General features: G+C 65.4%; 13 protein-coding genes. 2 read left to right on the forward strand and 11 right to left on the reverse strand.

Features of this window, described 5'->3' with window-relative positions; genetic code table 11:
- The first annotated feature begins 315 nt into the window (after positions 1-315).
- On the forward strand, positions 316-1167 hold the full coding sequence (locus RB628_RS37845) for a helix-turn-helix transcriptional regulator (RefSeq protein ID WP_318325185.1): 852 nt from the start codon (positions 316-318) through the stop codon (positions 1165-1167).
- Between the two features lie 9 nt (positions 1168-1176).
- Entirely contained in the window at positions 1177-1380 is a 204-nt protein-coding gene (locus RB628_RS37850) for a DUF397 domain-containing protein (RefSeq protein ID WP_318325186.1), read from the forward strand.
- A gap of 15 nt (positions 1381-1395) precedes the next feature.
- Here RB628_RS37850 and RB628_RS37855 read toward each other — a convergent pair whose 3' ends face one another.
- The 11 genes from RB628_RS37855 to RB628_RS37905 form a co-directional block, all read right to left on the reverse strand.
- Entirely contained in the window at positions 1396-1548 is a 153-nt protein-coding gene (locus RB628_RS37855) for a hypothetical protein (protein WP_318325187.1), read from the reverse strand.
- A gap of 155 nt (positions 1549-1703) precedes the next feature.
- Entirely contained in the window at positions 1704-2258 is a 555-nt protein-coding gene (locus RB628_RS37860; RefSeq protein ID WP_318325188.1) for a hypothetical protein, read from the reverse strand.
- A complete protein-coding gene (locus tag RB628_RS37865; protein ID WP_318325189.1) occupies positions 2251-2922 on the reverse strand; it encodes a hypothetical protein in 672 nt (223 codons plus the stop codon). The genes RB628_RS37860 and RB628_RS37865 overlap by 8 nt, the downstream gene beginning before the upstream one ends.
- Positions 2919-3497 (reverse strand): hypothetical protein, encoded by a 579-nt coding sequence (locus RB628_RS37870; protein ID WP_318325190.1) that lies wholly within the window; start codon positions 3495-3497, stop codon positions 2919-2921. The genes RB628_RS37865 and RB628_RS37870 overlap by 4 nt, the downstream gene beginning before the upstream one ends.
- 33 nt (positions 3498-3530) lie before the next feature.
- The gene (locus RB628_RS37875) at positions 3531-4739 is read right to left on the reverse strand and encodes a putative T7SS-secreted protein (protein WP_318325191.1); all 1209 of its coding nucleotides are present in this window, start codon (positions 4737-4739) and stop codon (positions 3531-3533) included.
- Positions 4736-5047, reverse strand: coding sequence for a hypothetical protein (locus RB628_RS37880; RefSeq protein WP_318325192.1), 312 nt, complete (start codon positions 5045-5047; stop codon positions 4736-4738). Before RB628_RS37880 ends, RB628_RS37875 begins: the two co-directional genes overlap by 4 nt.
- 38 nt (positions 5048-5085) lie before the next feature.
- Positions 5086-6171 carry a hypothetical protein gene (locus tag RB628_RS37885; RefSeq protein ID WP_318325193.1) on the reverse strand — a complete coding sequence of 362 codons (1086 nt, stop codon included), beginning with the start codon at positions 6169-6171 and terminating at the stop codon, positions 5086-5088.
- Positions 6168-6839: a hypothetical protein gene (locus tag RB628_RS37890; protein WP_318325194.1), complete on the reverse strand. Its 672-nt coding sequence runs from the start codon at positions 6837-6839 to the stop codon at positions 6168-6170. The genes RB628_RS37885 and RB628_RS37890 overlap by 4 nt, the downstream gene beginning before the upstream one ends.
- A 453-nt stretch (positions 6840-7292) precedes the next feature.
- On the reverse strand, positions 7293-8195 hold the full coding sequence (locus RB628_RS37895) for a hypothetical protein (RefSeq protein WP_318325195.1): 903 nt from the start codon (positions 8193-8195) through the stop codon (positions 7293-7295).
- Positions 8196-8197: 2 nt separating this feature from the next.
- Positions 8198-8941, reverse strand: a complete 744-nt coding sequence (locus tag RB628_RS37900; protein ID WP_318325196.1) for a hypothetical protein — start codon at positions 8939-8941, stop codon at positions 8198-8200.
- Positions 8941-10268: putative T7SS-secreted protein (locus tag RB628_RS37905; protein WP_318325197.1), on the reverse strand; the 1328-nt coding region annotated here is incomplete at its 5' end. The genes RB628_RS37900 and RB628_RS37905, both read right to left, overlap by 1 nt.

Genomic DNA, 10268 nt, shown 5'->3' on the forward strand with positions numbered 1-10268 from the left:
CGCGGAGGTCGTGGGGGATGTGGAGGACGTACTCCCAGGGTTCGTTCGCGGCGGGTGCGGCTTCTTCGTTTTCGGGCATGCGTGAACTCCGTTGGTGGGTGGCTAGTTGGGGAGAGACTGGCGGGTGCCGGGCGGTGGCAGTGCCGCAGCCGTCGTGGCAGGACGGGGCGGTGCGCTTCCGGAGGCCCCGGGCTCCGCAGTGTGGGCGGCGCGTCACTGACAGTAGGTCTGAAAATTGCGACCACGCAAGTCGTTCACGTAATCTGACGCCCGAACGGGGCACCCCCGACGGAGATTTGAGCCAGGGAGCTGTACATGGCGACACGGCGACACCCCACGGCACGGCAGGTTCGCCTGGGCGCCGAGCTGCGCAAACTTCGGGATGCCGCAGGGTTGAAGGCCACAGAGGCGGCAACCCTGCTCGGGGTGAGCTCGACTCAGATGAGTCAGATCGAGGCCGGCGTCGCAGGTGTCAGCGAGGAACGTGTTCGTCGGCTCGCAGCCAATTACGCCTGTCCGGACTCCGAGTTGATCGACGCGTTGGTGGCCATGACCACGGACCGGCACCGAGGCTGGTGGGAGGAGTTCCGGGGTGTTCTCCCGACTGCCTACCTGGACCTCTCCGAACTGGACCACCACGCGACGTTCCGCCACGACGTGGCGGTCATCCATGTGCCCGGGCTCTTCCAGACGGAAGCCTATGCGCACGCCCTCTTCTCCTACATGAACCCGGAGTTCCCCGAAGGCGAGTTGAAGCACCGGGTGAATCACAGGATGAAGCGCAAGGTCATCATCGAGGGCCCCAATCCCATTCGCTACGAGACCGTGATCCACGAAGCGGCGCTCCGCATCAGGGTGGCAGGCCGGGCCGCTTCCCAGGCCCAACTGGGCCGCATTCTGGAGCTGTCCGAGGAGAGCCACGTGACCGTGCGGGTGATCCCGTTCGGCCTGGACGACTTCGCGGGAGCCGGAAGCACGATGGTGTACCTGGGCGGAGCGGTGCCCTGCCTGGACACCGTCGTACGTGATGCCCCGCATGGCACGGTCTTCATCGACTCCCAAGCCCAACTGGAGCACTTTCGGAAGCTCTTCCGTAGGGTGAAGGCGGCATCGCTCACCCCCGAGCAGTCACGTGATCTCATCCACCGGATGGCCAAAGAAGTGTGAGGAACCGTCATGATCACCCCCACCAGTTGGCGGAAGTCGTCCTTCTCCGGTGGCGGTGAGGGCAACGACTGCGTCGAGATAGCCCCTCTCAACGCCCGAGTAGCCATACGTGATTCAAAGGCCCCGGCCGACGTCACACTCACCTTCCGCCTAGGAGCCTTCATAGCGTTTGTCGAGGTACTGAAGGCCGACACTTCGCGCACGGTCATGTGACTGTGGCTCGGCCCGTCACACCTGCATACTGATCCGGACACTCCCCCGGGCGAAGTCGTCGATGGCGTCGAAGGAGGCTTCCAGGAGTGCGGGGTCGTCGTAGTGACCCTTGAGGACCAGGTCGATGTTGTGGGCCGGGTCGTTCAAGGCGTAGGTGACCGAGAGCATCAGCTTGCCATCAGTCGGTCTCGACGATCATCATGCGGAGCTCCAACGGAATGTGGTCATCACGGCGTTCGTCGAAATATTCAAGGTCGACGCTTCACGCACGGCCACCTCACCGCAATCTGCCGATACGGGTATCTCCGGCCCCCGGCCACCGGTCATACCCATCGCAAGGAGCCAGAGATTGCCTCGCACAGCTCACCCAGAGGGCTCTCGATCCCACTCAGCGGAACAGTGAAGGCGAGAAGTAGATACCCGGCCTCCCCTGGCATCTGGACGTAGAGATCCAGTGTCGTTGTCGTGACAACACGAACCGTTTCTCCGGCGGGAAGAGGTACCACGGACACGTCTGCGGCGGTTTCCCTGCGAGCCGAAAGTGCCTCGGCGAGCTCCTGGGGTGGTGAGTTCAGGGCTCCCCGCATCGGCAACACTGAGATCAGCAGCGTGGCAGGGGTGGCCACGCCGACAGCGGATTCGGTACGCAGGAAGAGTTCCAGGGCCCCCTGCGCGACACCGCTCTCCGCGGTGTTGCGCAGGGTTGTCCAGAGTTCCTGCTTGGTTTCCGCGGGCATGGGTCGGCGAGTGGCCTGCTGATCGACGAACACTTTCAGCTGGGAACGCCAGCGGTCGAGCGTGAGGTCGATTCGGAACCAGTCGCGGGGCACGAGGAGTTGGTAGTCCTCGGGTGCTTCCGGGTGTATCGGCTCAGTCACGTGAAGGTCCCAGGAGATTGCCCTGGTCGTCGAAAACGCTCAGGCTCTTGAGGACGCCGGCGAACATGGACGAGAAGACGTCCCAGCCTTCCTGGGACGGCGTCACCATCTCCAGCACGACGACCGTGCCGTTGGGCAGCGGCACGTGCACCTGGATGAACGACGTCCAGAAAGGCTCCTCCCGACCCGACGGTGCGAGAGACGCGTCGATGGCCGCTTGCCGGGCTCCGATGCACGACACTGCTGGGCCGCAGGGCAGGCTGATCTCGGCCACTTCGCCCTGGCCGAGCGCGCTCAAAGCGCCGGCGGTGGCGCGGACCGGGTTGAACCGAGCCTCCTCAGCGACGTCGGTGATGGATACATGCACCGTGGCTGTACAGCGGGTTTCCTCGACCTCGGTAACGACGAAGCCGGAGTACTGCACGCCCCCTTCGACGAAGGCGTCGTAGTTGCCGGCGCACAACGCGGCCCACTGGTACTGCATGTCGGGTGTGCCCTTGGGCATCACCCGCTTCGCCAGCTCGATGAGCTCGTCGGCGAGTTCGTCGGTCGACTCCACATCCATGGGGAGCTCGAAGAACCCCTCCGGCATGATCCAGCGGACGTGGACGGCCTCGCCGTCCACGACAGACGCGACTTCGGTTTCCGACGTGACTGTGCTCATTGGGTCTCTGCCTCACTGGGCAGTTCGAGGTCCTCGGCGTCGGCGTGGAAATTGGCGGCGAAAGGATACGGGCCGTAGTGCGGGTAGAAACCCGGAAGGTCGGCGCCGCCACCGGCGGCGGCATGGGCGAACTTCCGGTAGGCAGCCGCCCGGGCCCGGACCTTCTGACGGGGGCGGTTTCCCCAGTGCCGGGTCAGGGTGATGACGTAGAGAAGGACGATAAGGGCGACCAGACCCCCGGCCGCCGCGTAGTAAAGCGTCTGAGACTTCGAGGACTCCCAGTACTGGACGTAGCCGCCCCAGTAGAGGAATAGTCCGACAAGGGCTAGTGCGGACGGAACACCCAGCTTCATTCCGGTGCTGTGCAGCCTGGCCTCGTCGAGATAGCGGAGGCGAAGCAGCTTCAGTACGGCTTCGTCGTCGAGGAAGTCGAACTGAAGCCGACGGCCCTCTGCCTCGGCCAACTCCCGCGCTGCCGGTACTGAGGCCAGTACCTCGCCCGGAACCATTTTCCTGATGATGCTGCCCCGAGCCCGGTACTCACCGGGGCCGGGCTCGCGGTCTTCGTCCGACATCTGTGACGCTCTCCTTCGTGGCGGATCGGGGTACTACTGGGCCAGGGCGGTGTGGAACGGCGCCGACCGTGGCGTGGGAGCCGGCTGAGGAGACGGGCTAGGGGTCGCCTTCGGCAGGTCACCAGGGTCACCGGTGTCCTTGCCGTTGTGCCCGGAGAAGATCTTCACCATGGCGCTGACGAAACTTCCGGTCTTGACGCCCGCTGTGATCTTCTCTCCCGCGATGGCCGGTCTTCCAGCCGTGACCAGGATTTTGTTCACTGTATTGACGGCAATGCCGTTGAAGAACTTGAAGCCCACGCCTTCGAGAGCCGCACCGCCGCTGAAGCCGATTCCGCGCAGCTTGGACAGCCCCTTGAGCCCCTTGATGGCACGGAACCCCTTCAGGGCACCCAGTCCCGGCATGACCCCCAGCGCGTCGAAGAAGAGCTTGGACGCGCTGAATTTTCCGCCTCGCGCCGTCATGTCATAGACGTGCCCGGCAAGGGCGAGAGCACTCGTGACCACGGCCAGGGTCGCGAAGATCGGTGCCAGCGCCTGGAGGGGAGGAACGAATACGCAGATCACGGCCAGAATGGAAAAAATAGCCGACAGATTGGAGAGCCTGTCCGCCCAGTCCGCCAGGAAATTCATGATTCCGCCGGGGTCGCGGACGCCGTCGTGGTGGACGACGTTCTTGATGTGCTTCGCGGCGGCGCTCGCGGCGTTATCGCGAATGATCTTCGCGCGCCCGATTTCGCTGTGGCAGTCGCGAATGACATCCATCGCGGCCTCACGCTTCTTCTCAAGCCGAGTGCGGTCCGTGACGTCGTCACGGCTCGGAAGCGTGCCTTCGTACTGTTTGAGATCACCGGTGGCGCCCTTGAGATCGGTCTCCGCGTCTCGGTACTTCTGCAGAGCCTTGTCCGCGACCTGCTGTGCTCGGTGGAGTTCACTGGCGTACTCGGAGGATTCGCCGGCTCCGTCGACGACCTTGGTCCCGAGGGCCTTGGCCGCCTCGTCGTAACGCTCGAACGAACGCTTCAACCGCCCTGACGCGCCGTCGGCTATCTCGTGGAACGCACGTCCGGCGTCGCTGTCCCAGCTCTCGACCGACGCGAGTGCCTTGATGTTCCCGGCCTGCTTGTCGATCTCTTCTGCCATGTTGCGCAACTGCTTGCCGAGCCGCGCGACTTCGTAGGGATCGCCGGGTATGGGGTCCCCGTCGTGCAGCGGTTCCCAGTCCCTTGGCCGCGAACTCATTTCTTCCCCTTGGCCTGCTTGCGGGAGTCCCGAAGGGCCTTCGCGAGTTCCCCGTCGACTTTGTCGTACGTATCAGCCGCGGTCTTGGTGTACTTGGCGAGATTCTCGATGTCTTCCATCAGTTTCTTGCGAGTTTTCTTCCAGGTGTCGGAGAACTCGTCGAAGACGTCACGAAGCTTGTCGCTCCCGAGCGCCTTGTCGTAGTCGTCAGCAGGGTTGCCGTTGTCCTTGAACTCGCGATGGATCCTATACAAGGAGTCCGAGCAATCCCTGATGAGGTCGAGGTCAGCTCTGGTTCTGTCGGCCATAAAGGTCCCCCGTTGATATTAGATCTGGCGTGTTGAAATCAGCGGTTGACGGCCTGGATCTCCTGGACAGTGATCGCCTGCTCGCTGCCGAACGTGCCGTCGGGCAGGTCGCCGCCCGCGCCGCCGGTGCCGGTCCAGGTGATGTCCCAGGTGATGGTTGCCCGGAGATTGAACGTGCCGTCGCCCGAGGAGCGGAGGTACCTGAGCCCGCACGGCGGGGTCTGGTTGGACTTGCCCTGGGCGTAGGACTCGCCGATGGAGCCGTCGGCGTTGATGGCGCACTCGCCGGAGGCCGGGTAGGTCGTGGCGTCCGCGGTGCCGGGCTCCAGCTTCAGGGACACCGGCCTGGCGGTGGTCGTGGCCTGGATGTTGAAGCCGGGGGTGTTGAGGGCGGCCGTCGCCTGGACCTCGTCGAAGACGGCCTTGTCGAGCCAGGCCCAAGTCGGCAGGTTCACCTTGGTGTTGGCCGCGGGGGCCAGGGTGACGTTGGTGTCGGGAAGTTGCATGTGCTGGTAGGCGAGGCCGGCGAGTATCTCCGGGCTGATGGCCTGTTCGTACTGTGGCGGCGGGGCTTCGCCGTTGTCGACCCAGAAGGGGAGGTCGCTGCAGGCGGTCCGCTTGAGAACGTCCGGCTCGTTGGGGTTCTCGACGCCGGCCCAGAACATCCCCTTGCCGTCCTTGTCGACGTTGTAGTCCTTGTAACCGGGGGTGTCGGTCCAGCCGTAGTCGTCCTCGTAGTGGCGCTGCACCTCGCCGATCGCCGACCCCGCGGTGCCTCCCATGCCGGGCGTGTTCAACGAGTCCTCGATGCTCTTGGACATCTCCGCCTTGAAGTCCTTGGCGCTGAGGTAGGGGGCGTACCAGCAGGCGGGGGGCGTCCAGTTGACGTCGGAGGACGTTACGTTGCCGGTGCCGCCGTCTTTGGCTACGGAGCCGGAGTACTGGATCTTGGCGGCGGCGTAGATGCCGGTGCTGTCGCTGCCGCCCGATTGTTCTGTGTCGGAGCCTTGGGTGTTTCCTGGCAGCTCTCCCGCGTAGGCCGGTTCTGCATGGGCGAGGATGCCCAAGGCCAGCGTGAGGGCAGTAGCGCGGGCGCTGAGGGCTGCACGCCGTGACCTGTTCACTGACACTTCGCCGCCTTCGCCTCGACGTACACCTTGGACGCCTGCCACAGACTGTCTCCAGTGGGGAACTTGACCATGATGATCTTGAAGTAGTCGAAGTCCGTGATGCTGGGCGTGCCCTTCAGGACCTTTCCGGTCTTGACCTCTTTGGAGTAGAACTTGCTCGAGTCCACACAGAACGCGACCTCCACCGAGTTGCCGTTCGACGCGGACCGGGTGGTGGCCTGGTAGTGGCGCCGGATGCCGGTTGCCGTCCAGCCGCCTTCGAGCCTTACGTCGATCTGTGTCTTCGCGTACTTCAGCCCATTGCCGGTGGCGTAGGTGGTCACGGCCGCGTCCTTGGTGGTGCGCTTGTCGACGCCGCGGTAGATGGCGCGGAGGAAGTTGGCGGCGTCGTCCATCGCGGCCGCTTCGTTCTTGTTCGCTGGCTCGGTCCAGTCGAAGACCAGATTCATGTCCTTGGGCAGGGAGACGTCCACGCCGTCCGGCTTGGCCTCCGCCGCTGCCGCCGAGGGTTCCGCCGACTTCGTCGGTGTTGCCGTGCTCTGTTCGGCGCCGGCGATCTTGTCGTTGTCGCTGGACTTGTCGTCTCCGCTGCCGCAGGCCGTCAGCAGGAGGGCTGCGGTAGCGGTGAGCGTGGCAGCAACGGGCAAAGAGCGGCGCTTCAAGGTGGGCTCCCCGTGAGATGTCGATACAGCTGAGAGCTCTGACGGTATCTGGGGCGCCTGGGGTCCTGCCAGGCTGGACTGCCTTCACAGCGGGGGTCTTTGTGAATCTATTGGTGCAAATTCGATGAGCCCTGTGTCCTGATCGTGTCCGCCTGGAGATGCACTTGGCCCTGGACGATAGGCAGCGTCCGGGGCCAAGCTGGTTCGTCCGCCTTCGCGGCAGCTATCGGGGTTGGTGGAGTACCCGGCACCTCAGGCACGCGCAGGCTGGGAATGCCGAGCTCTGTGGAGTGGGCACTGCCGGACGAGGCTGGCGATGGCAGGCCTAACAGGGCGTCTTGGCGAGGGGGCCCCGCTACCTTGAAGCGATCAGCCGCGTGAGAGCCGCCCAGCTGTTCTGGTCTGTGCCTCTGTCTTGAGGCGGCATCGCGGGAGGGCGGGAGCGCCGCAGGTTCAGTCGTGCGGGACTTCCTCGACCACGGTCTCCCGGAAGCGCCACGAGCCCCGGTTGCCCGCCGCCTCCGCGCGCAGGCCCAGCTCCCAGGCGATCCGGGAGGCGCGTTGTTGCGATACGTCGGGGAAGTCCTCGGGGTGCACCTTGATGTAGCCGCGCCGGTCGGCGGGGAACGTACGCAGGGCCTCGCGCAGCTTCTCCTCCTGCTCGTCCTGCGTGGTGTGGTTGCGGGTGACGGCCTTGTACGCCTTCTGCGTCCGGGACGAGGTCTTTCGCTTTGCCTCGTCCCGCTGCTTCGCGGTGTCCGAGCCTCGCCAGGTCATCCAGGCGACGCAGCCGAGAGCGGCGAGGGCGGCTCCTCCTGAGCTGAGCAGCTCGTCGGTGGCGTCCGCCTCGCCCAGTGTCTGGGGTTCGAGCTTGCCTTGTGGGTCCGCGAGGACCGTGAGGACCTGGCCGACCTCGTATTCCTTGAAGCCCGTCACCATCTCGGGGCCCGGGATGCGGGTGCCGTCCTGCCGTTCCAGGACGTAGTGGGAACGGCGGCCCTTGCCTTGGCCCGGATCGAGCCGCTCTTTCGCGACCGTGGCCGTGACCGTCTCGCCCCGCAGCTGAAGGGTCAAGTCGTCGTGGGCCAGGTTGGCGCCATATGCGGCGAACAGGGAGGCGATGACGATGAACAGCGCCGCGCCCGCGCTGGATACTCTGGCCCCCAGCCTCCGTATCGGCACGATCAGCATCACTCCGTGCGCGATCCACAGGGGCGCCATGAGGATCGAGCCGAAGTCGTTCAGCAGATACATCCCTACGATCACGGCGAGCACGTAGCAGCCGATGCCGATCGCCAGCGCGATGGGGTGCCGTGTACGCCTGTCCCGAGTCTCACCCTCCGTATGGGCGCTCATGCTTATTGCTCCGTTCCTCTGGAGGCCGGGCTGCTGTCGGCCTCCGGTTGGCTGTCCCAGTCCGGCTCGTCCGCCGAGACCGACTTCATGATGCCGCTGAGGATTTCCAGGTATTCGGCCCAGTGGTCGATCTGCTCGGTCATGAAGACGAAGAGAACTGATCCCGGGCCGGTTTTCAGCGGCACGCAGAACTGGACCTGCCGGATCGTGGTGGGGATGGGGTTGTCCAGACCGAAGAGTACGCCGGGGATCTGCAGGTCCTGCTCGCGTATGCAGAGGGCGGAAGGACCGTACGGCAGCATGATCAGCGCGACCTCGGCGTCCGGGTGCTGCTCGCGCCACTGGACGGCGGTGCGCTTGGCCGTCCCCTGTCTGTCCTGGTTCTCCGGGCCGGCGTCCGGTCTTTCGACGATCACGCACAGCGTCGCCTGGGACAGCTCGCCGTCGGGCATGCGGAGGAGACAGGCCGACACATGCTCGGCACCTGCCGCGATCATGGTCTGGAGTATGTACTCGCCGGACACGACGAGACTGAACTTCTGCTCCGGCGTGGCTTCGGCGAAGAGCGGGTCCACCGCTTCGGCCATCCGCAGCATGCGTTCCTCGGGGTCCTCGTCGAGGTCGAACTCCGTGAAGCCGGGAGGCAGTTCGAACCAGAGGTCGGGGATTCCGGCAGAGGAGGCCCCGGTGGAGGAAGGTCCGGTCGTGGCCGGTGCGGTGGTCGCCACCGCGTCCGTGGGTGTCATCAGCCCGTCAGCTCCCAGGCGCCCAGGCCGATGGCGCTGCCGATGGCGACGACTCCGCCGAACTTGCCGCCACTGCTGCCCGTGGCGATGTTGGCCACGCCGGTGCCCCAGGTGGCGGCATCGTACTTACCGGTGCTGGTGCCCAGGGCGTTGATCGCGGTTGGCGCGGTCCAGGCGAGGCTGGTGGCGGCCTGGATGCCTTCCGTGGCGGTCAGGGCGGCACCGCGCGAGACTCCCAGCTTCGCGGCGGCGGCCATCACGGGTTTGTCGATTACCCTGGCGACCGGGTCCGCCTCCTTCGCCAGTCTCTTCGTGACGGCAGCAGTCGTCTTGATGCCCACCTTGCTGCCCTTGGCTACGCCCCCAGCCGCTCGTGCTGCCTTGTATCCGGCTCTGACTCCCCCAACGCCGGGCACCATGCCGAGCGCGTCACCGCCCAGGGTGAGCCAGTTGCCGATGTTCTGGCCGTTGTTGCCTGTGGGTGGGAAGAGGCCGTCCACGCCGTAAGCCGCCGCGTGTGCGACGAACGCGAGGGCGCTCAGTCCGACCGCCAGCGGAGCGAGAACGGGGCAGAAGATGGCGATGACGCCGACGACGGAGGCTACGACGGTGATCCAGTCCGCGTGGCTCTTGATCCAGTCGCCGATGTCGGAGAGCAGGTCGCCCACCTGGCCAGGCAGGTCCGCCAGCGCCTTACCGAGATCCTTGAGGGCATCCCCGAGCTTGTCCCACATGCCGGGCTCGTTCGGGGCGATGTCCATCGCCTTCTTCAGGCGATCGGCGATCTCCTTGCCGTACTCCCGGTAGTTCTTGGCCATCCGGCGACCCCGGCGGCGGAGCTCGTCCAGCTCGAGTTCCTTGGTGTTCACGGCCCGGTTGGCGTCCTTGACCATGCCCTCGTGGTCCTCGGAGTCCTTCGTGCCGTCGTCGGAGTCCTTGAGCTTGTTCGCATTCTCGTGCGCCTTGCCCAACTGCTCGTCGGCCGCGGCCGCCTGGGCCTCCAGCCGCACGGCGTCCGCCTGCCTGTTCTCCATGTGCTCCGCCCAGTCCTCCAGGGCTGTGGCCGCGTCGCAGAACGAGTCGCGGGCCTCGTCCATGCGCGGGCGGAACTCGTCGTCGAACGTCTCCCTGAAGGCTTCCGCCGCCTCGCCCTTCCAGTCGCCGGCACCAGTGCCGTGCAGAACCTGGCAGATCTCGACGAGTGCCTTCGCCGTCCTGCGTGGCCCCGTGAACTCCTCCCCCCTTCCACCCTTCCCGTCGAACGCCCATGCGCAGTAAGTTCGCGTGTGCGTACGACTGTTGTTGATGGTGTTGGCGTGACGGGGGT

It is taken from the genome of Streptomyces sp. ADMS (genome assembly GCF_033441795.1).
Taxonomy (GTDB): domain Bacteria; phylum Actinomycetota; class Actinomycetes; order Streptomycetales; family Streptomycetaceae; genus Streptomyces.

Coding starts and splice junctions, on each gene's coding strand:
- RB628_RS37875 (WP_318325191.1), bottom strand. CDS start 4,739: ATGAGTTCGCGGCCAAGGGACTGGGAACCGCTGCACGACGGGGACCCC.
- RB628_RS37880 (WP_318325192.1), bottom strand. CDS start 5,047: ATGGCCGACAGAACCAGAGCTGACCTCGACCTCATCAGGGATTGCTCG.
- RB628_RS37870 (WP_318325190.1), bottom strand. CDS start 3,497: ATGTCGGACGAAGACCGCGAGCCCGGCCCCGGTGAGTACCGGGCTCGG.
- RB628_RS37845 (WP_318325185.1), top strand. CDS start 316: ATGGCGACACGGCGACACCCCACGGCACGGCAGGTTCGCCTGGGCGCC.
- RB628_RS37865 (WP_318325189.1), bottom strand. CDS start 2,922: ATGAGCACAGTCACGTCGGAAACCGAAGTCGCGTCTGTCGTGGACGGC.
- RB628_RS37855 (WP_318325187.1), bottom strand. CDS start 1,548: ATGCTCTCGGTCACCTACGCCTTGAACGACCCGGCCCACAACATCGAC.
- RB628_RS37850 (WP_318325186.1), top strand. CDS start 1,177: ATGATCACCCCCACCAGTTGGCGGAAGTCGTCCTTCTCCGGTGGCGGT.
- RB628_RS37900 (WP_318325196.1), bottom strand. CDS start 8,941: ATGACACCCACGGACGCGGTGGCGACCACCGCACCGGCCACGACCGGA.
- RB628_RS37895 (WP_318325195.1), bottom strand. CDS start 8,195: ATGAGCGCCCATACGGAGGGTGAGACTCGGGACAGGCGTACACGGCAC.